This is a genomic window from Roseibium sp. MB-4 (assembly GCF_053005265.1).
This window is the reverse complement of record NZ_JBRKQB010000001.1, coordinates 1,724,470-1,749,319: the sequence shown is the minus strand read 5'-3', so window position 1 is coordinate 1,749,319 and position 24,850 is coordinate 1,724,470. Positions and strand designations below refer to the sequence as shown.

The 24,850-nt window shown below is 57.1% G+C and carries 23 protein-coding genes; 14 read left to right on the top strand and 9 right to left on the bottom strand.

Going from position 1 to position 24,850, the window contains the following annotated elements; translation table 11 throughout:
• Positions 1 to 28: 28 nt before the first annotated feature.
• Positions 29 to 2,137 (bottom strand): PQQ-dependent dehydrogenase, methanol/ethanol family, encoded by a 2,109-nt coding sequence (locus tag ACVDG4_RS08155; protein WP_447234670.1) that lies wholly within the window; start codon positions 2,135 to 2,137, stop codon positions 29 to 31.
• Between the two features lie 768 nt (positions 2,138 to 2,905).
• Here ACVDG4_RS08155 and ACVDG4_RS08150 point away from each other — a divergent pair.
• From ACVDG4_RS08150 to ACVDG4_RS08130, 5 genes are all read left to right on the top strand, one after another.
• Positions 2,906 to 3,787: a LysR substrate-binding domain-containing protein gene (locus ACVDG4_RS08150; RefSeq protein ID WP_447234669.1), complete on the top strand. Its 882-nt coding sequence runs from the start codon at positions 2,906 to 2,908 to the stop codon at positions 3,785 to 3,787.
• Positions 3,788 to 3,919: 132 nt separating this feature from the next.
• Positions 3,920 to 4,930, top strand: a complete 1,011-nt coding sequence (locus ACVDG4_RS08145; RefSeq protein ID WP_447234668.1) for an ArsR/SmtB family transcription factor — start codon at positions 3,920 to 3,922, stop codon at positions 4,928 to 4,930.
• A 1-nt stretch (position 4,931) separates the two neighbouring features.
• Positions 4,932 to 5,843 carry a methylenetetrahydrofolate reductase [NAD(P)H] gene (gene metF / locus ACVDG4_RS08140; RefSeq protein WP_209173062.1) on the top strand — a complete coding sequence of 304 codons (912 nt, stop codon included), beginning with the start codon at positions 4,932 to 4,934 and terminating at the stop codon, positions 5,841 to 5,843.
• A 231-nt stretch (positions 5,844 to 6,074) separates the two neighbouring features.
• Entirely contained in the window at positions 6,075 to 9,803 is a 3,729-nt protein-coding gene (gene metH, locus ACVDG4_RS08135) for a methionine synthase (RefSeq protein ID WP_447234667.1), read from the top strand.
• A gap of 246 nt (positions 9,804 to 10,049) precedes the next feature.
• Positions 10,050 to 10,181, top strand: coding sequence for a hypothetical protein (locus ACVDG4_RS08130; RefSeq protein WP_286182913.1), 132 nt, complete (start codon positions 10,050 to 10,052; stop codon positions 10,179 to 10,181).
• 151 nt (positions 10,182 to 10,332) lie between these two features.
• Here ACVDG4_RS08130 and ACVDG4_RS08125 read toward each other — a convergent pair whose 3' ends face one another.
• Positions 10,333 to 11,019 (bottom strand): ArsR/SmtB family transcription factor, encoded by a 687-nt coding sequence (locus tag ACVDG4_RS08125; protein ID WP_447234666.1) that lies wholly within the window; start codon positions 11,017 to 11,019, stop codon positions 10,333 to 10,335.
• Between the two features lie 144 nt (positions 11,020 to 11,163).
• Here ACVDG4_RS08125 and ACVDG4_RS08120 point away from each other — a divergent pair, with 144 nt between their 5' ends.
• Genes ACVDG4_RS08120 through ACVDG4_RS08100 form a run of 5 tightly spaced genes read left to right on the top strand, consistent with a single transcriptional unit; the run spans position 11,164 to position 13,719 of the window.
• Complete coding sequence (locus tag ACVDG4_RS08120; protein ID WP_447234665.1) at positions 11,164 to 11,508, top strand: NIPSNAP family protein; 345 nt, start codon at positions 11,164 to 11,166, stop codon at positions 11,506 to 11,508.
• A complete protein-coding gene (locus ACVDG4_RS08115; RefSeq protein WP_447234664.1) occupies positions 11,505 to 11,861 on the top strand; it encodes an antibiotic biosynthesis monooxygenase family protein in 357 nt (118 codons plus the stop codon). The genes ACVDG4_RS08120 and ACVDG4_RS08115 overlap by 4 nt, the downstream gene beginning before the upstream one ends.
• Positions 11,858 to 12,778 (top strand): DMT family transporter, encoded by a 921-nt coding sequence (locus tag ACVDG4_RS08110; RefSeq protein WP_447234663.1) that lies wholly within the window; start codon positions 11,858 to 11,860, stop codon positions 12,776 to 12,778. Before ACVDG4_RS08115 ends, ACVDG4_RS08110 begins: the two co-directional genes overlap by 4 nt.
• Positions 12,775 to 13,197 (top strand): (R)-mandelonitrile lyase, encoded by a 423-nt coding sequence (locus tag ACVDG4_RS08105; RefSeq protein WP_133952994.1) that lies wholly within the window; start codon positions 12,775 to 12,777, stop codon positions 13,195 to 13,197. Before ACVDG4_RS08110 ends, ACVDG4_RS08105 begins: the two co-directional genes overlap by 4 nt.
• A 9-nt stretch (positions 13,198 to 13,206) precedes the next feature.
• Positions 13,207 to 13,719, top strand: a complete 513-nt coding sequence (locus tag ACVDG4_RS08100) for a GNAT family N-acetyltransferase (protein WP_447234662.1) — start codon at positions 13,207 to 13,209, stop codon at positions 13,717 to 13,719.
• A gap of 171 nt (positions 13,720 to 13,890) precedes the next feature.
• On the opposite strand, the gene ACVDG4_RS08095 is transcribed toward ACVDG4_RS08100, so the two are convergent.
• The 6 genes from ACVDG4_RS08095 to ACVDG4_RS08070 form a co-directional block, all read right to left on the bottom strand.
• Complete coding sequence (locus ACVDG4_RS08095) at positions 13,891 to 14,457, bottom strand: DedA family protein (protein WP_447234661.1); 567 nt, start codon at positions 14,455 to 14,457, stop codon at positions 13,891 to 13,893.
• 102 nt (positions 14,458 to 14,559) lie between these two features.
• The gene (locus ACVDG4_RS08090; protein WP_447234660.1) at positions 14,560 to 15,381 is read right to left on the bottom strand and encodes an ABC transporter permease; all 822 of its coding nucleotides are present in this window, start codon (positions 15,379 to 15,381) and stop codon (positions 14,560 to 14,562) included.
• Positions 15,374 to 16,141, bottom strand: a complete 768-nt coding sequence (locus ACVDG4_RS08085) for an ABC transporter ATP-binding protein (protein ID WP_447234659.1) — start codon at positions 16,139 to 16,141, stop codon at positions 15,374 to 15,376. The genes ACVDG4_RS08090 and ACVDG4_RS08085 overlap by 8 nt, the downstream gene beginning before the upstream one ends.
• A 50-nt stretch (positions 16,142 to 16,191) precedes the next feature.
• Complete coding sequence (locus ACVDG4_RS08080; RefSeq protein WP_209173071.1) at positions 16,192 to 17,214, bottom strand: ABC transporter substrate-binding protein; 1,023 nt, start codon at positions 17,212 to 17,214, stop codon at positions 16,192 to 16,194.
• 152 nt (positions 17,215 to 17,366) lie between these two features.
• Positions 17,367 to 18,806 (bottom strand): ATP-binding protein, encoded by a 1,440-nt coding sequence (locus tag ACVDG4_RS08075; RefSeq protein WP_447234658.1) that lies wholly within the window; start codon positions 18,804 to 18,806, stop codon positions 17,367 to 17,369.
• A complete protein-coding gene (locus ACVDG4_RS08070; protein WP_447234657.1) occupies positions 18,803 to 19,531 on the bottom strand; it encodes a response regulator in 729 nt (242 codons plus the stop codon). Before ACVDG4_RS08070 ends, ACVDG4_RS08075 begins: the two co-directional genes overlap by 4 nt.
• A 236-nt stretch (positions 19,532 to 19,767) precedes the next feature.
• Between ACVDG4_RS08070 and ACVDG4_RS08065 the strand changes: the two genes are divergently transcribed.
• Positions 19,768 to 20,730, top strand: a complete 963-nt coding sequence (locus ACVDG4_RS08065; RefSeq protein ID WP_447234656.1) for an EF-hand domain-containing protein — start codon at positions 19,768 to 19,770, stop codon at positions 20,728 to 20,730.
• A 190-nt stretch (positions 20,731 to 20,920) separates the two neighbouring features.
• Positions 20,921 to 21,922 (top strand): hypothetical protein, encoded by a 1,002-nt coding sequence (locus tag ACVDG4_RS08060; RefSeq protein WP_447234655.1) that lies wholly within the window; start codon positions 20,921 to 20,923, stop codon positions 21,920 to 21,922.
• Positions 21,923 to 22,034: 112 nt separating this feature from the next.
• Here ACVDG4_RS08060 and ACVDG4_RS08055 read toward each other — a convergent pair whose 3' ends face one another.
• On the bottom strand, positions 22,035 to 22,643 hold the full coding sequence (locus ACVDG4_RS08055; RefSeq protein WP_447234654.1) for a YceI family protein: 609 nt from the start codon (positions 22,641 to 22,643) through the stop codon (positions 22,035 to 22,037).
• 325 nt (positions 22,644 to 22,968) lie between these two features.
• Here ACVDG4_RS08055 and ACVDG4_RS08050 point away from each other — a divergent pair, with 325 nt between their 5' ends.
• Positions 22,969 to 23,781 (top strand): alpha/beta fold hydrolase, encoded by an 813-nt coding sequence (locus ACVDG4_RS08050; protein WP_447234653.1) that lies wholly within the window; start codon positions 22,969 to 22,971, stop codon positions 23,779 to 23,781.
• Complete coding sequence (locus tag ACVDG4_RS08045; RefSeq protein WP_447234652.1) at positions 23,765 to 24,661, top strand: GGDEF domain-containing protein; 897 nt, start codon at positions 23,765 to 23,767, stop codon at positions 24,659 to 24,661. Before ACVDG4_RS08050 ends, ACVDG4_RS08045 begins: the two co-directional genes overlap by 17 nt.
• The last annotated feature ends 189 nt before the right edge of the window (positions 24,662 to 24,850 follow it).

Here is a 24,850-nt window from a genome sequence, read left to right as displayed (position 1 = left end):
AAGGCCTCTCGGCCATTGCACCGAAACCTTACTGCGCCTTGCTTGCCGCCGCCCTTAGAGAGTCGGCTGTGCCCTGGATAAACGCCAGCACGTTTTGAACGTCGCCATCGGTCAAATGGGCATCAAAGCGCGGCATGCCGTTGTGCAGTCCGGCACCTTGCAGGACCCAGGCGTCCGCGTTGGTTAGGACTTCCGGTTCCGAGTAGCCAAGGTTTGGTACTGCACCGCCATTGTTGACCCCCGGCACACCGTGACAAAAAAGACAGTTGGAGACATAGGTCGCCAGCCCTGCCGTGACCTGTTCCGGGTCATAAGGAACGCCGGAGACGAGTTCGGTGCGTGTCGACAGTTCCGCTGTTGGAATCTCCTCGGTGGCGCCAATCCGGAAAGTAAAGACCCGGCCCGGCCCGACCTTTTCGGTGGCCCGCTGCATGAGGCCATAAACCCCGCCCCAGCCGGCTGCAATCGTAACGTATTGTTCGCCCTCGTGTTCCCAGGTCATGGGGGCGGCAATGACGCCGGATGTCATGGGAACCTGCCAGAGCGTCTCTCCGTTCGTGGCATTGTAGGCAATGAACCGGCCGTCAGCGGTTCCCTGAAACACTAGATTTCCGGCCGTGGTTAGGGTGCCGCCATTCCAGGGCGAGACATATTCCGCGCGCCAGGCCTCCCGCTGGTTCACCGGGTCCCAAGCCAGAAGGTGTCCGAAGGGCGTTGCTTGTGGCGCCACCACGTTGAAGAGGTAGCCAAGGTTCCAGCCTACTCCTGACATGGTCGACATGGGCTTATGCGAATTGAGCTCCCAACTCGGATCGGTCGACTGCACCAGCGGCACACCTTGGGCCGGAATATACACAAGCCCGGTATCCGGATTAAAGCTCATGGGATGCCAGTTATGCGCACCGTAAGCGGATGGAACCGGTTCGAACGGCTTGTCTTTTGAGCGGGCATCCGGGTTTTCGATAGGCCTGCCATCGGCGTCATAGGCCTTGGCCCAAGTCGTCTCAACGAATGGTTCTGCTGAAATGAATTCGCCGTTGGTGCGGTCAATCACATAGAAGAAGCCGTTCTTCGGGGCCTGCATCAGCACTTGGCGCTTATCGCCGTCGATCTCGAGATCGGCAAGAATGATGTGCTGCGTAGATGTGTAGTCCCAAGTATCCCCCGGTGTATTCTGGTAGTGCCAGACATAGTCACCGGTGTCTGGATTGAGCGCGACGATGGAGGCGAGAAACAGGTTGTCGCCGCCGGCGGGTGAGCGCAAATGCTGGTTCCAGGGAGAGCCGTTGCCGGTTCCGATGTAAAGAAGGTTCAGCTCCGGATCATAGACCATGGCGTCCCAGACCGTGCCGCCGCCGCCTGCTTCCCAGTATTTGGCTGACGGATCCCAGGTTTCCGCCGCCATTTTCATGGCGTCATTTTCATAAGGCTTGGCCGGGTCGCCAGGCACCGTATACCAGCGCCAGACGGTGTCCCCGGTCTCTGTATCATAGGCTGAAATGTAGCCGCGCACGCCAAACTCGGCGCCACCATTGCCGATGATGACCTTGCCGTTGACGACCCGTGGCGCCCCGGTCACGGTGTAGGACATATCCCGGTTTTCAATGGTGTCGATCTTCCAGAGTAGCTCGCCGGTGGCAGCATCCAGGGCATGTAGATAACCGTCATAGGATCCAACGAAGACCTTACCTTCATAGATGGCAACGCCCCGGTTGACGACGTCGCAGCAACCCTTGGCGGCATATTCGCCGGGCACCTCTGGATCATATACCCAGAGCTTTTCTCCCGTGATGGCGTCCAGCGCATGAACAACGGACCAGGATGCGGTGACATACATGACACCATCAGCCACGATCGGTGTCGCCTGAACACCACGGCGGGATTCCAAATTGTAGGACCAGGCCAACCCAAGCTCGCCGACATTGTCGGCCGTTATTGTGTCGAGTTGAGAGTATCGGGTTTCTGCGTAATTCAGGCCGTAATTGAGCCAGTTTTGATCTGACGCGTCGTTTTCGATGATCGTGGCCGTGTTGATGCCGCCGGTAGCCGCGCGAATGGCGTCTGCCGAAATTGGCTCAGCCGCCGCCAGATGGGGGCTGACAAGAAGTGCCAGTGCCCCGCCAATAAAGCGTTTCATGAATTGTTTCCTCCCTCACGAATTTATTGTTTGCCCCGCGCAGGGCCCCATCCCGCGGTCCAACCTCAGGCTCTCCTCCAGGTGGTTGAACTCAGTGATGGGCAAGCGGGATAGAACTGTGCCTCCCAGTTTTGATGTTAGTGAATAATACTAATGCGAATTAAATTGGGCGCAACTGAATGCACGGTTCTCGTGCTAAAGTACAAGAAGCACTTATCGCGCGTGGTGGCGGGTGTGGCGAGCGATCAAAAGGATTTGCTGACGTTTTCGGCCGACTTAAATACTTGATCGGTTTCGGCGGAAACCAAGGCGCTTTGCAGGCATTTCAAATTGCACAATGTCAGCATTCGGCCGTGTATCATCTACACGTGTGAGCTCGGCCTTTAGAAACTTGCGTGAACGCAGCTGTGTGCGGGTGAGGCCAAGATCAGCCAAGACACTATCGGGTTCCTCCCGGAGCAAGTGTTGTCTCTCCGAGGCCAATTGCAGGAACTGCTTTATTTTTGTGGTTTTGTCATGCAACCACTTTGCCAAACGGTATTTGTGAGAAAATCTCTTAAGGCAGTGGTTTTGACTGGGGAAGGAAATAACTCGCGCCGTTTGCGGCGTTGAGACGGGTTTGAAAATGAGCTTTTGTGTCTTCACGGTATTTGTCCGGAATAAGAGCGGAATGATTTCACTATCACGAAAAAATATCGCCTGGTCGAAGGAGAAGTTGTCAGTCTATTGTGAGAAAAAAGAACATATTTCGCGAGGTGAGAGACTGAGATGAAACGGCTGCCACCCTTGAATGCCTTGCCAGCTTTGGAAGCGACGGCGCGGCTCGGATCCATGAGTGCCGCTGCAGATGAGCTTGGCCGGACCCATGGCGCGATCAGCAAGCAGCTCGCTCATCTGGCAGAGCAGGCGGGTGTCGCCTTGTTCCGGAAGGACGGGCAGGGGGTGGCCCTGACCCCGGAAGGGGAAAAGTTTGCAAAGACAGTCGGTGGGTCGTTGCAGGAGATCGAAGCGGCTTGGCGGGGGCTCACGCAGCTTGCTGACAGTCCGACCCTCGACATCGGAATCAGCGCCACCTTTGCCATGCGCTGGCTAATGCCGCGCCTGCCACGGTTCTATCAGCGGTATCCCGATGCACAGGTCAATTTCCGCATGACCGGGAAACACTGGCTGCCGGAAGAGCAGATGGATGCGATCCTGACTTGGGACCGTTTGCGCTGGCAATTCGGCGGTCGAACGGACATTGAAATTTTGGGCGATGTCGCTTTCGGTATTGTGCATGCGCCCGGTCTCGGCGTTGACGTAAAGGAGCACGTGCTGACGGTTAAAAACCGCTGCGTTCAGGAATTGCCCGGCGATGTGTGGGGGGCTTATCAGACGCTGGCCGGAGTTGAAGTCGTCTCGGAAACAGCCGCGGCTTATCCGCATACGTTTTTGGTGATTGAAGCCGCCTTGGCCGGTTTGGGAGCAGCTCTGGTGGAAAAGCGCATTGTGGCGGAGGAGCTGGCGGATGGCCGCCTAGTAGCCCCCTTTGGATTCACGCTGATCAAGGATGGTTTCGGTGCGATTGTTTCTCAACGAAAACGGCCGAAGCGTTTGGCGCGCGCCTTTCTGGGCTGGCTGCGTGAAGAGGCGGCAACAGCTGCGCAATAGCAACCCTGTTAACTGATGATTTGCGAATATTGTCGCTCAGAGACAAGAGTGTGACGCATTTGGGTCGCTGGGCTTGCATCGTCAATGTGTTTGATATAAAGATATCTTTATATTGACATTGACGGTGAGTAAATGACCGAGCGGAACACCCTATCTGTAGACGAGACCCTGGCCGCCTTGCGGGCAGTGGGGGAAGCAACGCGGATCCGTCTGATCGCTCTGCTGGCGCAAAACGAACTCACCGTGAAGGATGCCACTGCGATCCTCGGTCAGAGTCAGCCGCGCATCTCCCGTCATTTGAAACTGCTTGCTGAAGCCGACGTCATCCAACGCTTCCCGGAAGGCTCGTGGGTCTACTACCGTCTGTCGGACGGCCCCGAGGGCGCATTGGCGCGTGATGTCGTAGCCCGGATCTCTGATGAAGACGCCGTTCTGGCAGCCGATCAGGAGCGTTTTCAGGCTATCCGCAAAGCCAAGGCGGAAGAGGCAGCTGCCTTCTTTGCCGCCCGTGCGCTCACTTGGGATCGGGAGCGCTCTTTGCATGTGCTGGAGGCCGACGTTGAAGCGGCTATGCGCAATGCGCTTGGCGATGCACCGTTCCAGACATTCCTTGATCTTGGAACTGGCACAGGCCGTCTTCTGGAAGTCTTTTCGGATCAGTATGTCTCCGCTCTTGGCGTAGACGCCTCCCATGACATGCTGGCCGTCGCGCGGGCGAACTTGTCAAAAGCAGGCCTGAACAATGCCCAGGTTCGCCATGGCGATGTCTACGCTCTGAACGTGCCGCCGAAATCCTTTGACGTGGTCGCAATCCACCAGGTGCTGCACTTCCTGGATGATCCGGCACGTGCGCTTGCAGAAGCTGCTCGGGCACTGCGCCCCGGCGGGCGCTTGCTGATTGTCGATTTTGCGCCGCATGAGCTTGAGTTTCTGCGGGACCAGCATGCCCACCGCCGCCTCGGCTTTGCCAGCGAGCAGATGGAGCGCTGGCTGGACGCGCTGGATCTCGATCTTGAAAAAACAACCGACCTCGTTCCCGGCGAGGCCGACGACAGCAAACTGACCGTTACCCTTTGGCTGGCCCGCGATCGGCGGATCATCACCGACGTGCCTGCCCAGAATTCTTCCCGAGAGGTTGCCTAACATGACCGTTTTGTCATCCCGACTGTCCCGAGGTGCTACCCAGACACCGATTACCGCATCCTTCGAGTTCTTCCCCCCGAAGTCCGAGAAGATGGGTGAGACACTTTGGGAAACGGTTCAGCGCCTTGCGCCGCTCAACCCGTCTTTTGTGTCGGTCACCTATGGTGCAGGCGGATCGACCCGCGAGCGGACCCACAAGACCGTCGAGCGCATCTTGAACGAGACCGATCTTGCTCCGGCGGCACACCTGACTTGTGTCGGCTCTCCGAAAGCGGAAGTCGATGCGATTGTTAAAGACTATTGGGATCTTGGTGTACGCCACCTTGTGGCTCTTCGCGGTGATCCGCTTGCGGGCATCGGCGCGGTCTATGAGCCGCATCCTGAGGGATATGCCTACGCGACCGATCTGGTTGAAGGCATCAAGAAGATCGCCAACTTCGATGTTTCGGTATCCGGCTACCCGGAAAAGCACCCCGAGAGTGGCAGCTGGCAGAAAGAGATCGACAATCTGAAGCGCAAGGTTGATGCGGGCGCGGACCGGATCATCACCCAGTACTTCTTCGACAACGATCTGTTTGATGATTACCTGGACCGTATTGCAGCGGCGGGCATCAATATCCCGGTGATCCCCGGCATCCTCCCGATCCATAATTTTGAGCAGACCATGGTGTTCTCCGCAAAATGCGGCACCTCGATCCCCGAATGGGTCGCGCGGCGCTTTGCCGGTCTGCAAAACGATCCGGAAACCCGCAAGCTCGTCGGTGTTGCCATCGCTTGTGAGCAGGTGATGGATCTGGTCGACCGCGGCCTGACGGACTTCCATTTCTACACGATGAACCGTGCCGATCTGACATACGCGATCTGCCACATGCTCGGTATGGGGCAGCAAGGCACCGAGAAAGTGGCAGCCTGAAATAAATCCTTTCGCTGCCATCCCGGCAATGAGCCGGAACCGCATGAGTTTGAGATATGAGGGCCCCGGATCAGGTCCGGGGCGGCATGAGCTTAACTGATGTCCCGGTCTTGAACCGGGACCTCACGAGTTTGGAATAACGCGGCCCGGAGCAAGTCCGGTGCGGCAATGTCAAAAATACAGCCGTCCCGGCCTCAAACCGGAATCATGGCCAAGAGGTAGGAAATCCCCGTGACCAAGTCTGACGCCTTCGCGCGCCTTCAGGAGATCGCAAAATCCCGCATCCTCGTGCTGGACGGAGCTATGGGGACTGAAATCCAGTTGCTCAAATTGGACGAGGCAGCCTATCGCGGTGAGCGTTTCAAGGACTGGCCGTCGGACGTCAAGGGCAACAATGACCTCCTGAGCCTGACAATGCCGGACGCCATCCGTCAGATCCATGTCGACTATCTGGAAGCGGGCGCGGACATCGTCGAGACAAATACCTTTTCCTCAACCACCATTGCCCAGGCCGACTACGGCATGGAGGACCTGGCCTATGAGCTGAACCTGGAAAGCGCCCGTTTGGCGCGAGAAGCCTGCGATCAGGTAACAGCTCAAGATCCGTCCCGGCCCCGCTATGTTGCTGGGGCGCTTGGTCCGACCAACCGGACTGCATCGATCTCACCGGATGTGAACAATCCCGGTTACCGGGCCGTCAGCTTTGATGATCTCAGGATCGCTTATGCAGAGGCTGTGCGCGGTCTGATCGAAGGTGGTGCAGATATCCTTCTTGTCGAGACAATCTTCGACACCTTGAATGCCAAGGCCGCGCTGTTTGCCATTGAAGAAGTGTTCGAGGAAATCGGCAGGGAATTGCCGGTGATGATTTCCGGCACGATCACCGATCTCTCCGGCCGGACACTTTCCGGGCAGACACCGGAAGCGTTCTGGAACTCCGTGCGCCACACCAATCCGCTGACCATCGGCCTCAACTGTGCCCTCGGCGCAAAGGAGATGCGGGCACATGTCGATGAGCTTGGCCGCGTCGCCGATACGCTGGTCTGTGCCTATCCGAACGCTGGTCTGCCGAACGAATTTGGCGAATATGATGAAAGCCCGGAGCATATGGCCGGCCTCATCGAGGAGTTCGCCTCCGCCGGTCTCGTCAACATGGTCGGTGGGTGCTGCGGCACCACGCCTGCGCACATCAAGGCGATTGCCGAGGCGGTCAAGGACAAGGCTCCGCGGCAGATCCCGGATGTTGCCCGGTTCATGCGGTTGTCGGGTCTCGAGCCGTTCACGCTGACGCCGGAAGTCAATTTTGTGAACGTCGGCGAGCGGACGAACGTCACCGGCTCAGCCCGGTTCCGCAAACTGATCAAGGAAGGCGACTACGCCACCGCGCTTGACGTCGCCCGCCAACAGGTTGAGAACGGCGCCCAGATCATCGACATCAACATGGACGAGGGGCTTCTGGATTCCGAAGAAGCCATGGTCACCTTCCTCAATCTTGTGGCAGCTGAACCCGATATCGCCAAAGTGCCGGTGATGATCGACAGCTCCAAGTGGACGGTTATCGAAGCCGGACTGAAATGCATCCAGGGCAAAGGCGTGGTCAACTCGATCTCCCTGAAAGAGGGCGAAGAGGCGTTCCTGGAGCAAGCCAAGCTGATCCGGCGCTACGGCGCGGCTGTTGTCGTCATGGCCTTTGACGAACAGGGCCAGGCGGACACTTTTAAACGCAAGACCGAGATCTGCGCGCGCTCTTACAAGGTTCTGATTGAAAAGGCAGGCTTTGCACCGGAAGACATCATCTTCGATCCGAACATCTTCGCTGTTGCGACAGGGATCGAGGAACACGACAACTACGGCGTCGACTTCATCGAGGCAACCGGCTGGATTCGCGAGAATCTTCCGCATGCGCACGTTTCGGGCGGGGTCTCCAACCTGTCATTCTCGTTCCGCGGCAACGAGGCCGTGCGCGAGGCCATGCACTCCGTATTCCTTTATCACTGCATCAAGCGCGGCATGGACATGGGCATCGTCAACGCCGGTCAGCTGGCGGTCTATAACGATCTCGATGCCGAACTGCGCGAGCTCTGCGAAGACGTTGTTCTGAACCGGCGGTCCGACGCGACCGACCGGATGCTGGACGCGGCCGAGCGCTGGAAAGGCGAGGGTGGCAAAAAGAAGGAAGCCGATCTCACTTGGCGGACCTTGGGTGTCGCCAAACGCCTCGAGCACGCGCTGGTTCACGGCATTGACGACTATGTGGTGGAAGACACAGAGGAAGCCCGTCAAAGCTTCGACCGTCCGCTGCATGTGATCGAAGGTCCGCTGATGGACGGCATGAACGTGGTTGGTGATCTGTTCGGATCCGGTCAGATGTTCCTGCCGCAAGTTGTTAAATCCGCCCGCGTTATGAAAAAGGCTGTCGCCTATCTGATGCCCTTCATGGAGAAGGAAAAGGAAGAGCAGGGTCTCACCGGTCATTCCTCTCAGGGCAAGATCCTGATGGCAACGGTAAAGGGTGATGTCCACGACATCGGCAAGAACATTGTCGGCGTGGTTCTTCAGTGCAACAATTTCGAGGTCATCGACCTTGGGGTCATGGTCCCGGCTGCAAAGATCCTGGAGACGGCCAAGCAGGAAAAGGTCGACATCATCGGTCTCAGCGGCCTGATCACGCCGTCGTTGGATGAAATGTGTCACGTTGCAGCTGAAATGGAGCGCGAAGGTCTGGATATACCGCTGCTGATCGGCGGAGCCACCACGTCAAAAATCCACACGGCAGTGAAGATCCATCCCAATTACGCAAAGGGCCAGGCGATCTATGTGACCGATGCGGGCCGAGCGGTTGGTATTGCCTCCAAGCTGATGAGTGAGGGAGGACGTGCGCCGTATTACGGTGAGGTTCGCACGGAATATGCGGATATAGCCGAAAAGCATGCCGCTGGCCGGGGAGCCGCCCGCCGGATCCAGTTGTCGGATGCCCGAGCAAATGCTTTCAAGGTTGATTTTGGAGGTAAGGCGCCCGTCAGACCGAACCAGTTGGGAACAACGGTGTTTGACGACTTCCCGCTGGAAGAACTGGTGCCAGTAATCGACTGGACACCGTTCTTTGCGACTTGGGAAATCAAAGGCCGCTACCCGCAGGTTCTGACCGATGACCGCTATGGTGTTGCAGCAACGGCGCTTTTTGATGACGCCCGGCGGATGCTGGACGAAATCGTTGAAAAGAAACTTCTGACAGCGCGTGGCGTTGCGAAGCTGTGGCCGGCAAATGCGGTTGGCGACGACATTCTCGTTTACACAGGTGAAAACCGCGGCGAAGTCGCGGCGACGTTCCATACACTCCGTCAGCAAATGGCCCGCACGTCCGGTGGCCGGGCCAATGTCGCCATGAGCGATTTCGTGGCGCCACTCGACAGCGGCATCAACGACTGGATCGGCGGATTTGCCGTCACAGCTGGGCACGGAGAAGACGAGCTGGCTGGCCGTTACGCCAAGCAAGGCGATGATTACAACAAGATCCTGTCCCAAGCGCTCGCCGATCGCCTGGCGGAGGCCTTTGCCGAGAAGCTGCACCAAATCGTGCGCAAGGACCTTTGGGGCTACGCAGCGGATGAAACGTTGTCCAGTGAAGACCTGATTGCTGAGAAGTATCAGGGCATCCGTCCGGCACCGGGCTATCCGGCACAGCCGGACCACACGGAGAAGGACACGCTCTTCCGTTTGCTTGATGCGGAGAAGCTGACGGGCATTCAACTTACCGAAAGCCGGGCCATGTTGCCGGGATCCTCCGTCTCCGGCCTCTATTTTGCGCATCCGGATAGCCACTATTTCGGTGTCGGGAAGATCGAAAAGGATCAAGTCGTGGATTACGCAAGGAGAAAAGGCTGGGATGTCGAGTATGCTGAGCGCTGGCTCGCTCCAATCCTCAATTATGATCCTGCGCAGCTACAAGCCGCGGAATAGATCACCTCTTTCAATCTGTTATGCTTTGAGCAAATCCCGCGGCCTGTCCGCGGGATTTTTTTCGATGGTTAGTGATAAGTCGGCTAACAATTTGCGTTCGCCATGCTGCATCAGCTTTACGTCGGGAAGTTAAAGGAAATTTCATAAAAAATGCACATTGTGCGCCTTGAAAAGGTGCACGTGGTGCGCTAAATTTGTTTCCATAATAAAAGAACCCCACCCGGTTTCCGGGGAAAGGAGATAACAATGATTGTGCAAGTCGCTAAGACACTTCTGGTCAACCATCGTCAGGACTACAACCGTGACCGTTTGCCGTGGCTGCCCGCACGGCTCTACAGGTCATTGCGTGAAGCCCGTCAGGGCCGCAAGGCGAGCTGAGAAAGCTCTTAGGTGGCCCCGTACCGCATCCGGCCCAAGCGGAAAAACAAACAAAATACTTCGGATAATTTGAAACACTGAAAACCCGGCCTCGGCCGGGTTTTGTTTTGGTCTGGTCAAGCCAGAACTCGGGTATGGAAACGGACTCCAATTAAATTGGAAACAAGGCCGTGAGTTCAGCCTCGCCCTTTGAAGAAATATGGACCACACGGCTGTCAGGTTCGCGACGGAGCCATTTGTTTTGCTGAAAGCGGGACAAAAGGGCAGCTCCCACAGCACCGGCCAGATGATTGCGCCGTTCGCTCCAGTCGAGACAGGGGCGGCACAATGGTCTGCGAGCGGCCTTCAAAGGTGCAAGGTCAACGCCGATCGTCGCCAAAAAAGCCTCACCGGTCTCCGTTAAGGCTATCCCGCCGGCATCAGTGGATGTGGTCAAAAAGCCACGCGTTTCGAGACTGTCATAGATCCGGACTGCCATATCGCCGGCAAGATGATCATAACACACACGGGCTGTGCGCATGGCCGGATCACGCGGTCCGGTGCGGGTGCGCAAATGCCCCTTGTTTGCCGCAAGCCCCATCAAGGCCTCAAGGGTCGTGCCAACGTCCGGGCCTGCCAGAGTGAAATATCGGTGCCTGCCCTGTTTGGCCTGGGCGAGCAGCCCGCCTTCCATGAGTTTTTTAAGGTGGGAGCTGGCTGTCTGGCCAGTGATCCCTGCCTCGGCTGCCAACTCTGTTGCAGTGAGCGCCTTGCCGCTCATCAGGGCTGACAGAATGTTGGCTCTGGCGGGATCGCCAATGAGTGCGCCAATCCGTGCAATGTCCGGTCCGTCTTTCATGGTTCGATCTCCATCAAAGTGTGGCCGTCAGATTGGCATATGGCGGCAGGGAGCGCCAGTCACAACGTTTCGATCCGCGTCGAAGCATTCGAAGCGGCAACTGTGGCACATCCACGGTCGGCACAACGAAAGAGGACCGCCGCCATGATCACTTGCTTCATCCGCTATCACATCGATCCCACCAAAAAGGCTCAGTTCGAAGAATATGCACGTAACTGGGGACAGGCGATTCCCCGCTGTGGTGCGGATCTCATCGGGTATTTTTCTCCGTATGAGGGCTCGACCACTCTGGCGTATGGCGTTTATTCCATTGAAAATTTGGCAGCCTATGAAGCCTATCGCGCCAGGCTTTCCGCCGATCCGCTTGGACAAGAGAATTACGCCTTTGCCATGCGCGAAAAATTCATCTTGAGAGAAGACCGGACGTTCTTGAAACTGGCCTCAACACCGCAAGGCAAACTAATCGGGTTTGAGGGAGAGCACCAATGATCGCAGTCATTTTCGAGGTCATACCGCATGAAGACAAGAAACAGGATTATCTCGACATGGCTGCTGAGATGCGGCCCTTGGTCGATGAAATCGACGGTTTCTTGTCGGTCGAGCGGTTTCAAAGCCTGACCAATCCGGAAAAGCTGCTCTCGCTGTCCTTCTTCAGAGACGAAGAGGCGCTCGATCAGTGGCGTCAGCTGACCCAGCACCGGAAGGCGCAATCAGTCGGCCGGAACAGCTATTTCAAGGACTACCGGCTCCGGGTGTCACATGTGCTGCGCGATTACGGCATGACCGAGCGGGCGGAAGCGCCGTCGGACAGCCGCGCCTTGCATGATCGCGAAGAGGGATGACCGGGCTGAGACTGGAGTTCGGCCTACTGGGTCTGCTCGCGCTCCTTTGGGGCTCATCCTACATGTGGATCAGCCTTGCGCTCGACACCATTCCGCCACTGACGTTGATCACTTTCAGAGTTGGATTGGCGTCGCTGATATTGGTCGCAATCTTAAGTTTTCGCGGTTTGCGATTGCCGTCTGAGGCGCACACCTGGCGCGCACTCTTTATCCAATCCATCGTCAACAGCACAGGACCCTGGCTGCTTCTGGCCTGGGGACAGCAGTCTGTCGACAGCGCAGTCGCCAGTGTCCTGAACTCCACTTCTCCTTTGTTTGTCTTTTTCTTTTCCCTTTTCCTGATGTCCGGCAGTGACAGGCCAGCGGGGCAGCAGCTTCTCGGTGCCCTTGCCGGGATTGCGGGAATCGTTCTGATTGTCGGGACCGGAGCTTTGGAGAGTCTGGGCGGTGCTTTTGTGCCGCAAGTCGCGGTTCTCGCCGGCGCGGCACTCTATGGGATTGCCGCGATCCGGGGACGCCAGTTTGCCCATCTGCCGCCGCTCGTCACGGCTGCCGGGACGCTCATTTGCTCGACCCTCACGCTGCTGCCGCTCAGCCTGATGTTCGATCATCCCTGGACCTTGCAGATTTCGCCTCAAAGCCTTTGGGCCGCGGGAATTCTCAGCGTTTTCTGCACAGCGTTTGCGTTCCTCATTTATTTCCGTCTGATCAACACGATCGGGCCCATGGGGACGTCCAGTCAGGCCTATCTGCGCTCCGGAATTGGTGTTCTTCTGGGTATCGTCTTCTTGAACGAGACACTGGATCTGGAAACGTTTGCTGGGATTTGCCTTGCCATATTCGGTGTAGTTCTGATCAACTGGCGACGCTCCAAAAAGCAAGCATCGAGTAAAACGGCACAGGAGAGCTCCGGATGAGTGTGTTGACGGTTTATGAGGCGGGATCCAGGCCAACAAAACGGGCTAACCCGGACTATTTCACAGGAACCGTTTGGCAAGACCCGGTGATCGAGGCGCCGGCTCCGGCACGGGTTCAAGCGGTCAAGGTTACCTTTGAGCCAGGAGCTCGTACGCATTGGCACACACATCCCCTCGGCCAGACCCTACAAATCCTGAGTGGCGCCGGCTTCGTGCATTTGTGGGGGCAGGAAAAGCTGTCGATCATGCCCGGCGACGTCATTTGGATCCCGCCAGGTGTCAAACACTGGCATGGCGCGGCCCGGCATGTTTCCATGGTGCATCTTGCGATCCACGAAGCCGAGAACGGGTCCGTCGCAGAGTGGTTGGAACCTGTCGATGAGGCTACTTACCGGGGAGATCTGGAAGCGCGGCGGTAAGGAGACTACATGGACGTTTTCATACGCAGACTGTCGGAAGCGGATGTCGCAACCTACAGGCAAATTCGGCTAGAGAGCTTGCAGCGGCATCCCGACTTGTTCGGGACCAGTTATGACGAAGAAGCAGCCCTGCCGGATGACGTATTCGTGCAGCAACTGAGGACAAACTTAATCCTCGGCGGAGGGGCTGACGAACAACATATCACTGGAATTGTTGGTTTTATCGTTGGTGGGGCGGCGAAAGTCCGGCACAAGGGCATTCTCTGGGGGCTTTATGTGCAGCCGGAAGCCCGCGGGTCTGGATTAGCAAAAGCACTGGTCAATACGCTTATTGATGCGGTGAAGGATGAAGTTGAGCAAATCCAATTGTCTGTTGGTACTCATAACATCCCGGCGGCCAGACTGTATCAGGGGTTTGGGTTTGAACCCTATGGACTTGAAAACAGCGCCCTGAAGGTTGGGGAGCAGTTCTTTGACGAAGTTCTCATGGTCCTCGATCCGCGCAAATTGAAGCAGTCTTAAGTTCGGCGACCCAAAAGCCGCCTCTCAAGAAATCTGAGGACTATTCTGGCAATTTCCCGAACGGGTAAAGGAGCGACATATCCGCAGGTCGCCGGTCGACGAGGCACTAGCCGGAGGGGTCTGGAATCGCAACGTTCACGGGGTCCGGTATGCTGCGAAACCTAGCAGCCGTCAATTCGCAGAGGCGAGGGACGTCCGGCTCAGCCGCCACCAGGCAAGACCGATCACCAGAGCCATTGCGGCAAGCAACGCAACACTTACCAGTCCCCATCCGTCTTCCACTGCCGTTTGAACCTGCGCACCAAACACATAACCCGCACCGACCAATACTCCTGTCCAGAGGGCTGCCGACGCAGCATTCAGCAGCGTGAAAGTTGGCCAGGGCATCGGACCAAGTCCCATGGGCAAGGCCCCGATGGTGCGCATGCCTTTCGGATACCGGTACATGAAGACGTAAAGCCATCCGTACCTCGTGACCAACGAGGTAGCCGTTGTAAATGCGCGTTGAAGACGGGGCCGGTGCGACAGGTCCGGTAGCCCGTAACGGCGGACCAGACCGAACCGCAACTCATCGCCGAGATACCCGCCCAAAAACGTGGCTGCTACGACCGGACCGACCTCAAGAGCACCCGTTTGAGCAGCAAACCCCGCGAACAGGGGCAATGCGCCGCTCTTCAACGCGCAATAGCCAAATAGCAGCACATAAACCAAAGGGCCGTAAGAACTGATGAGGTCCAAGAGCGGTTCCAGAGAGATCTCCTGCAGAGCAAGTTTCGTGATCGCAGGACATCAAAAATAGGTCGTCGTTTAGCCGCGACCAGATCTGAAATGCCGACAGCTCTAAACCCGCCAGACCAGAAGCCTGCGTTCCAGGAACCCGATGACCATGTTGAGGATTACGCCGAGCAGGGACAGGATCACGACGCCTGCAAACAGTCGGTCGAGGTCATAGAGCGATCCGGCCTGAAGCACATAGGCGCCAATGCCGTATTCCGCGCCCAGCATTTCTGCGGCCGTCAGCAAGATGATGGCGATCGCCAGGGATATGCGGAGACCGGACAGGATACCCGGCATGGCGCCTGGCAGAATGATTTTCCGGACAATCGAAAGCCAGGACAGGCCGAAGCTCTGCCCCATCCGGATCAGAGTACGATCAACGTTGTCGACGGCTCCATAGGTCGCCACGACGGTGGGCGTGAAGGTGCCAAAGGCGATCAGCGCGTATTTTGACCCCTCATCGATGCCGAACCAGATGACAAACAAAGGCAAAAGGGCGATCTTCGGCACAGGAAACAGAGCCGCGATCAGAGGTACGAGCCCTGAGCGGACATAGCTAAACAATCCTATGAGAATGCCGGTTCCTATCCCGGCAACTGCTCCAAGGAAACCGCCAACGGCCAACCGGGTCAGGGAGGGCAACATGTGTGCCGTGAACTGGCCTGACTGATAAAGCTCTACTAGAGTGCTGAGCACATCCGATGGTTTCGGAAGTGTTAGTGCTGAGATCCAGCCAGACTGCGTTCCCCATTCAAGAACCAGAATGAGCACAACAAAAACCGCGATGCCCGTCCAACGGCGCGGTTTTGGTGCAAAGCCGCCGCCGCGAAACCGAACGGTCTGGGCTGTGCCCTTGTTGCTGTCTGACAAAGAGGCATCAGCCATCGATCAATTCCGTATCGGCGGTTCGGGCTTCTTCCCTGAGAAGAGACCACAGGTGTTTCTGCGTTTTTTCCAGGTCCGTGTCACCCAGTTGACGATCTTCCAGAGGCTTGTCGAGTGTGACGATCTCGCGGACTTTCCCAGGCCTGCGGGACAGGACCACGATGGAATGCCCAAGACGTACGGCCTCTGCCAGATTGTGAGTGACATAGACGGAGGTAAAGGGCGTTCGTGTCCACAGGCCAACCAGGTCGTCCATCAACAGTTCGCGGGTCTGGCTGTCGAGGGCAGACAAGGGCTCGTCCATCAGCATGACCGCCGGTCGGACCGCCAAAGCTCTTGCAATTGCAACACGTTGTTTCATGCCGCCGGAGAGCTGCTTGGGCAGAGCCTTTTCGAAGCCGGTGAGATTGGTCCGCGCGAGGACATCGGAAATGATCTCCCGTGATTCCGCGCCTTTGATGCCATGGTCTTCCAGAACCAGCGAAATGTTGCCCTCAACGGTTCGCCAGGGAAGTAGCGCAAAATCCTGAAACACATACGTCAGCGGATTGAGACTTCCCGGCGGCGGCGATCCGACTTGAACAACGCGGCCCTTGGTTGGTTTTTCCAAGCCCCCGATGAACCGCAAAAGCGTGGATTTTCCGCAACCTGACGGGCCGACAATGCACACGATATGGCCGCTGGGGACGTCGAGCGTGATGTCTTCGAGCACGGTGACTGTATCGTAAGCGTGCCCGACGCCCTCAAGACGTAGGTCCATGAGTTACTCCGGGAAGTGCGGGCGCTTGGCGCCCGCCTTCATGCATTTGATCAGGATTTCAGGATCTCGACATAGGACGGATCGACCAGTGTATCCAGCGTCACGTCCTTGGACACAAGATCCTCGGACTGGAACCAGGCCAGCTGGTTTTCGATCGATGTGACGTTCAAGGCTGCGCCTTCGTTGAGATACATGGCTCCGTTGATGATCGATGGGGCTGCCTTTTCCCGCGGACGGTCCGTGTAGACATACTTGTGAATGAGATCGACCATTTCGTTCACACCGGCGTCGCCGTTGGTCTTCGAAACAAGATCAGCATCATAATCGGCAACACCTCTGGAGAAGGCAGTCAGGAAGTCCGTGGTCATGCCTTTCTCGTCTTCCGCGTTCTTGGTCGACGTGAAGACCGTGGTGACCTGATAATCCGGGATATAGTCTACGACATTGCCGATGATGTGCACCGCGCCAGAGCCGGACAGCGGCTTGGCGATGTGCGGAACAATGGACCAGGCATCGATCTGGCCGGACTTCAGGGCGCCGATGATCGCACCGACTTTTTGCAATGGCTTGAACTTGAGATCCACGCCTTCTTTCGCAGCAATCGTGGAGCCCATGTAGTGGAAGGACGAGCCGGCCGTCGTGATGCCGAATGTCTTGCCGCCGAGATCGGCTGGGGTTTTCAGACCGCCTTGGAAAGCTGCGTCGGAGGCGAGGATCTTCTGCCCGTCGACACCTTTCTTTTCAGACAAGGCTCCGCCGATCACCTTGATCGCGCCTTTGTCCGCAAGCGATATCAGGCCGCCGGAAACGGCTGTCACCGCATAGTCGATGTCGCCGGAAGCAATGGCGACTGCCATCGGCTGGGCCGCCTGGAAGAATTTGAATTCAACGTCGAGACCGGCATCTGCAAAATAGCCGCGCTCATAGGCAACAAAGCTGCCCGAATGCGATGTAAAGCGCAGCGCGCCAACTTTGATCTTTTTGTTGCTGGCAATTGCAGGGGCGCTCAGCGTGGTGGATGCTGCAGCAGCACCAAGCAGCGTTAGAGCCTTGCGGCGGTTCATCGAGATCATGGTGTCCTCCCTTTGGTTTTAACCTCCGGCCATAAAGACATAAAGGAGGCGTTTTGAAAAACGCCCGGCCGGAAAATCATCAGCTTTATCAATTGTTGGACAAAATGCTTAGCACGCAGCCGTGCCGTCGGCCAGACCGTGAAAGACGCAGATCAGTTCCCTTTTGGGAGGCGGACTTCTACCCTCAAGCCAGTGCCAGCCACATTGGAAAGCGTGATCGTGCCGCCATGGGCGTGGATGATTGATCGCGCGATCGCAAGGCCAAGACCGATACCACCGGTTTCTTCGTTGCGGCTTTCTTCAAGGCGCACAAAAGGTTCAAAGACATCTGCCAGACGGTCTTCCGGGATGCCGGGGCCTTGATCAAAGATCTCGACGATCACATCCGCCTCCAGCGCCTTTGCCGTGATCTTGACCGAACCGCCGTAGCGGATGCCGTTTTCTATGAGATTGCGGAAGGCGCGCTTCAAGGAAAGAGGACGGCACGACAGGACAATCCGTTCCTCCACATCAACTTCGCAAATATGGCCGAGGTCTTGCTGGTCGTCCGCCAGGCTCTCCAGCAAAGCACCCAGGTCCGCCTGCTCGGCCGGCTCCTGACTTGCATCGTCTTTGGCGAACCTGAGCGCTGCCTCGGCCATGGCTGCCATGTCGTCGAGGGTCTCGATCATCTTTGTCCGGTTTTCCTCATCATCGATGAATTCCGCCCGAAGACGCAATGAGGTGATCGGTGTTCTCAAGTCATGGCTGATTGCCGCCAGCATCCGGGTTCGGTCGCGCACAAACCGGGTCAGGCGCTCCTGCATCTCGTTAAAGGCGGACGTTACGGCGCGGACTTCGCTCGGACCGGTCTCCGGCAAACTGTCGACATCTTCACCGCGCCCGAGCCGGCCGGCGGCATCTGCAAGACCGCGCAAGGGGCGGGTGACCCGGCGCACGGCAAAGGCAACGATGCCGATGATCGCCAAACCCATAAGTGAAAGCTGGACCACCAGCGGGATGAAGGCGCCGGGCGGCGGCCGGTAGCTTGTGGCCATGTTCAGCCAAGTGCCATCGTTCAGCTGGATGGAAAGGGACAGATCCTCCGGCTTGTTCATGACCCGTTTCAGGTGGCGCGGCCGCTCCGACTTCGGCACGTCACGCCAGCTTTCCTTGCCGCCGTCAACGCGGCTGCGCCAGGACGGGCCGCGCTTCTCATCTGAATGAAGGTTGATATGGATCGTCCGCTCAGACCCAAGTTGCCGCGCCGCATAGTTTTGCACACGCTGTTCGAACCGGCTTTTTCCCGGCTCCTTTGCAAGCGGCGCTTCGCCGGTCCAGAACGCGACATAGCGGGTGCTGCTGGCTTCCAGAACCCTGCTGTGCAGATAAGGTGGCGTTTCCTCCAGGAGTTCCGCTATGGAGACCGCACGGGCCAGGATGCTGTCACGGGCAAGGGCGACAAGGGCAATCCGGCGCTCGTCGTGGAAAATGTAGATCGAGATCGCCTGAACAACCACAATCGCTGCCAGCAGAAGCAGGATGAGCTGGGATGCCAGGTTGCGCGGCCATAAACGCCGGAATACTGAGAAGCGGGGAGGTGATGCGCTCATTCCACCTGTTCTTTCACATCGGCCGTAAACATGTAGCCGCCGCCCCAGACGGTTTTGATCAGCTTGGGATCTTTCGGATCCTCTTCAATTTTCCGGCGCAAGCGCGAGACCTGATTGTCGATGGACCGATCGAAGACGGCCGGCGTGCGCCCTGTGGTAAGGTCCATCAGCTGATCGCGGTTCAAGACCATTTTCGGCCGTTTCAGAAACGCGCAAAGCAGTTGAAATTCACCGCTGGAAAGCGCGACAGCGATGCCGCCCGGATCCGTCAATTCTCGGCGGGTCACATTGAGGGCCCAGCCGTCGAAATGCATCCGGTCCTGTTCGATCGGGTCGCGGTCCTTCGGCACCAGCGATGTCCGTCGCAGCACAGCCCGGATGCGGGCAAGCAATTCGCGCGGATTGAAAGGTTTGGTGACATAATCATCGGCGCCGATTTCCAGACCGATCACCCGGTCCGTATCATCGGCCATGGCGGTTAAAAGGATCACTGGCATGGAGCCCGTTTCGACAAGATGACGGCACAGCGACAGCCCATCTTCGCCCGGCATCATGATGTCGAGAACCACAAGATCTATGGAGGCAGCCTTCAGCGCCTTGCGGGCGGCGGCGGCATTTTCGCAAGCCGTCGCGCGCAGACCGTTCTTCACCAGATACCGGGCGAGGGTCTCGCGGATATCGCGGTGGTCATCGACGACAAGAATGTGTGGGCTCGGATCGCTCACCTTTATCTCCACTCGGTCGCGGTGCAAGGTACCGTTTCAGCACTAGCATTTGCGAACTGCGTTGTATCTAAAGGAAAAGTAATAACAACCCGGCCCCGGTGCGAGCGGAGTTTGTAACAAACTGTATCAAGGGCGACTGCGGCGACAGATTGCGACACTTGACCGGGTTTTGGCAGGTAATCCTGCGACAATTGCCTCCTACCTTGAGCTCATCAACGAACCAAGGAGTTGTTGGAATGAAACCGTTCAAGACGATTGCAATCGCTGCCCTGGCCGCAAGTGTTGCCGGCACCGCACTCACCGCGGGCCTGCCCGCCTACGCCCAGTCCGGCACGGCAAACGCGGGCGGGGGGCAAAACAACCAGGCAACAGCCGAGCAGAGCTTGGCGCATATGGGTGAACGCGGCGGATATGAGTATGGTCATGGTCCGCGCGGCGGCCGCCGTATGGCCAACCGGATTTTCGAGCGCTTCGACGTCGATAAAGATGGCGCCATCACCCAGGCTGAGATCGAGGAGGTCCGCACGGCCGATTTTACGGCAGCAGACACCAACGGTGACGGCGAGATCAGCCTGGAAGAGTTCCAGGCTGCTTTCATGGAGCGCTCCAATGACCGCATGGTCCGCGTCTTCCAGCGTCTCGACCGGGATGGTGACGGCATTGTGACCCAGGCCGAGGCGGATCGCGCGGCCAACCGGATGTTCAACCGGCTGGACCGGGACGGCAACGGTGTCGTTGAGAAGGTGCGCGGCGGCAAACGAGGTCATGACGGCGGCGGCAAGAAGGCCGAGGCCGGCAAGCGAGGCGAGCATGGCAAGCGCCATGCGCATGGAGGCCGCGGTGGTCCGGCCGGCATGTTCATGGCGGTCTTTGACACAGACGGCACCGGCTCTGTCACCCGCGAGGAGTTTGACGCCAAACGTGCGGAACTGTTCGCGCTGGCCGACACCAACGGCAGCGGCTCTTTCACCCTGGAGGACTTTGGGCCGCTGTGGCTGGCCATGAATGATGCCCGCATCGTCAACATGTTCCAGCGCGCAGATGCTGATGGCAGCCTGGGCATAACGGCCGCAGAGCAGGAACAGGCCTTGTCGAAGATGCTGAGCCGGGTGGACCGGAACGGCGATGGTGTGATTACCAAGTCCGACTTCAAACGCAGTCACAAGGGTAAGCACGGCAAGCACCGCGACCGGAGCTAAGCCTCAAGAAACAGCTTCCTGCGCCCGCCTCAAGGAAGCTGACCGGGTCCAATCCCCCCGTCCCTGGAACCCGGATACAGAGAGGGAGCCGCCCGCGCGGCTCCCTTTTTTGCCAACAAGCTGTACCCTGCGTAACCCTATCTTCAAGGTTGCTGGCAGATAGTGCGGTGCCAGATCGATGGGGGACACAATGGCAAAGCCGGGCTTGGGTGAATTTCTGGACGTCAAGATTTCGGACGGTCAGTTTTCAGAAGATGATGTCATTACGCTGCGCCGGTACATCTATGGCGACATGCATGTCACGCTGGAAGAAGGCGCGGGTCTCTTCCGGCTGAACAATGCTGGTATCGCGATGCCGGAAACGTGGTTCGAGCTGTTTCCTGAGGCGATCGGCGATATCCTCGTCCATCAGGCAAACCCTCAAGGGTACGTTTCTGATGAAAATGCCCACTGGTTGATCGGTGAGATCACTGCGAATGGCCATGTCTGCAGCCGCACGGAGCTTGATGCAGTGCTGCATGTCCTGGAAAAGGCGCGCCAGGCCCCCCGGTTCCTGGAACAGTCCGCTCTGAAGTTTGTGGCCGATTCCGTCATTTCAGGACAGGGCGCAACCCGCTCTGGTGCAACCCTGACCCCAGGCGTGATCTTAGATGCGGAAGTGGAGATCCTCCGGCGCGTTCTTTATGCTGGAGCAGGCTGTGGGGGCATCGCCATATCCAAGGCGGAAGCTGAAATCCTGTTCGATCTGAATGATGCCACCAGCGAAGCGGATAACGCCCCGGCCTGGTCAGAGCTGTTTGCCAAGGCGGTTGCCAACTATCTGATGGCGCTGTCCGGTTTTGCGCCGCCGCCGCGAGAGGTCGCGCTGGCGCGCGAAGATTGGATCAACAGCCCCGGTGGCTTTGATGGCGGCATTTCAGGGTTTTTTAAATCCATGTTCGGCGGCGGTGTCAGCGGGATCCGCGATGCCTACTCTGACCAGCCGGATCCGTTTGCCGCAAAAGGAGCTGCTATGGCAGCCGGGATTGCTGTGAATGAGGTGGTGACCGAGGATGAGGCTCAGTGGCTTGTCGACCGGATTGGCCGCGACGGTGTTCTTCACGAGAACGAGAAGGCCTTGCTGCGCTTTATCCAGCAAGAGAGCCCGGATATTCACCCGGCGCTCAAGCCATTGATGGAGAAAGCTATTTAGAGCAAATCGCGTTTAAACTGCTTCAGGTTTCGCTGCCACTCTGCTTTGCCGCGTATGCGAAACCTGAAGCAGCCTGAATTCAATGAAACGCGACACGCTTCAAGTCCGGAGCTTAGTCGATTCGCCAGGCTTCCGTTTCGATGATCACCTGGACGTCATCTCCAACGAAACCGTTTTCAACGGCATAGGTCATGCCGAAGGCGCTACGCTTGACCACGCCTTGGGCGCTGATGCCAAGCGTGAAACGGCCATGTCCAAACGGATATTTGGCGGCCTTGTTGAGGGTGACATCCAGCTTCAGAGGCTGGGTTTTGCCAAGCAGGGTCAACTCACCCTCCACGACGCCGGATGTGTCATCGGCCGGTGTGCCGCCGTTAGCAGTGAAGGTCATCACCGGATGGTTGGCAACGTCCAGAAAATCCTTGTTCAGCACATGATTGTCACGGGCTTCGTTGAAGCTCTCAACGCTTGCCGTTTGAACCGTGACCTTCAGATCGCTCAGTTTCTGGGTGTCCATGTCATAGGTGAAGCTGCCCTCAAATTCCAGAAAGACACCGAGCGTGTCCGCATATCCCAGATGGTCCACCATGAACGCGATCGTTGTGTGTTCCGGATCGAGCTCATAGCGATGCGGCTCTGCTTGCGCTGCTGCAGAAATTACAAGACCTGCAGAAATCGTGGCGCCTGTGACTGTCGACTTGAAGTAACCAGCTAATGCCATTTTTCACCCTCTCTTCTCGATCTCCGGCAAACAGTCCGGACACACTCCGTGTTTAGGGAGCTCGTCAGTTCAAATAACGCTTAGACGATCCGCAGCAACCACTCGCTTTGTGATTGGTTGTTTGGTCATTGCGATTTGTGTCGAGAAAAGACCTTCTGGAACCTTTTTGTCGCAAGAGTTGAAAAACTCTGCTGTCTCACTCGGGAAAGCGCGGTGTTAGGGGAGCCCGGTAGTGCTTTCTTAATTTCAGGACTAGTCAAATAATCAGCGTCCAGTGAGGATGTCAGATGACGAACACACAGTCCACGATAGTCAAAAGGTGCCCATGCTGACTGAAGACCACATTATGCGACGCAACAACGTGCGCATGACCGGCAGTGGTGACACCACGCTTGTCTTGGCGCATGGCTTTGGTTGTGATCAAAACATGTGGCGTTTCGTGGAAGGTGATCTCGCAAAGGATCACCGGGTTGTCCTGTTCGATTATTGCGGGTCCGGTCAGTCAGACGTTTCGTTTTATGACAGGGACCGATACGCGTCTTTGGACGGTTACGCGGAGGACGTCGTCGAAATCCATGACGCACTTGGGCTAAAGGACACGGTTCTTATCGGCCATTCGGTGAGTTCAATGATCGGGCTTTTGGCCAGCATTTCTCGACCGGAGCTTATTTCAAAATTGGTGATGGTTTGTCCTTCACCGTGCTTTTTGAACGACCCACCCGGCTATCATGGCGGTTTTGAAAGGGCTGACTTGGAGGAATTGATCAGCCTCATGCACAAGAACTATATTGGATGGGCCGGATACCTCGCGCCGCTGGTCATGGGACAAACAAATCCGAACGATCTTGTTCAAGAGTTGAACGACAGTTTTTGTTCAACCGATCCAGTTCTGGCCAAGAATTTTGCCATGGCGACTTTCTTCGCCGACAACAGGCAAGACTTGTCGCGTTCCAAGGCCCCCGCGTTGGTCTTACAAAGCGCTCGGGACAGTCTCGCAGCGCCGGAGATCGGGGCGTTCATCCAACAAAATATGCTGGACGCCGACCTGCGCATCGTCGAAGCGGACGGGCATTGTCTTCACATGACACACCCAAGGGACGTCGTGCGTGAGGTAATCACCTTTGTTTCCGCCGCCTGACCTTGACCTGTTCAATTGCGGTCTGCTCGTCACGGATGAAGACCGGCGGGTTCTTTACGCAAATTCCTTCGTCTTGAATGAATACGGCCACGACCCCGATGTTATTTCAGCCGAAGGGTTGAGCGCGCTATTCACGAGATCGAGCCTGATCCTGTTCGACAGTTATTTGTACCCAATGTTGTTGCAAGAAGGCGTGTGCCAAGAGCTCCAGGTCATGGTGCAAACAGCCGATGAGGAGCGTGTGCCCGTGCTGATTTCCGTAAAACAGGATACGACAGGAACCGGGCATCATTATTGGGCGCTTTTCGATGCGACGAACCGCTCCAAACTGTATGATGAGCTGATAGAGACACGGGAAAAGCTGCAGGATCAGGCCGAATCTCTTGCCAACCTCGCCAAACGGGATGCGCTAACCGGGCTTTTGAACCGGCGTGAGTTGACCGAACAATTTGGCATGCTGTTGTCACAGGCCAACCGGGCTGATCGTGCAGTCTCGGTGCTTCTTATCGATATTGATCATTTCAAGACAATCAATGATGAGTATGGGCATCAGCGGGGCGATATGGTGCTGAGAGAGTTCGGAGGACTCTTGCAGAAGTCGTGCAGGACCGGCGATGTGGCGGCACGGTATGGCGGAGAGGAATTCATTGTTTTATTGCCGGACACCGGGATAACAGATGCAGCAAAACGCGCCGACCGGATCCATGAAAAATTATCTGGAATTGAGGTCGGGGGGCTCAGGGTTTCCGTAAGTATCGGAATTTCGGAGAAAAAAGCTCCGGTTGCGACCGATGCAGAAAATATGATCAGAAAAGCCGATGAGGCGCTGTACATGGCCAAAAATGCTGGGCGCGGCTGTACACGGCTGGCTGACGCCTGAATTGCATTCACCAAAAATCAGCCCTGCAAAAATTTCCTGTTGCGCAAGGGGGCAAATCGGGTCATACACCCCCTGCCCAAATTCGCACGTGCCCGTGGTCGTTCATGGGATTTCGATGAAATCTCTTAAGGGGTAGCTGCCAAGAAACACCGCCAAGGGGCGGGGCAGTCAATCCGGACGGCTTAAAGC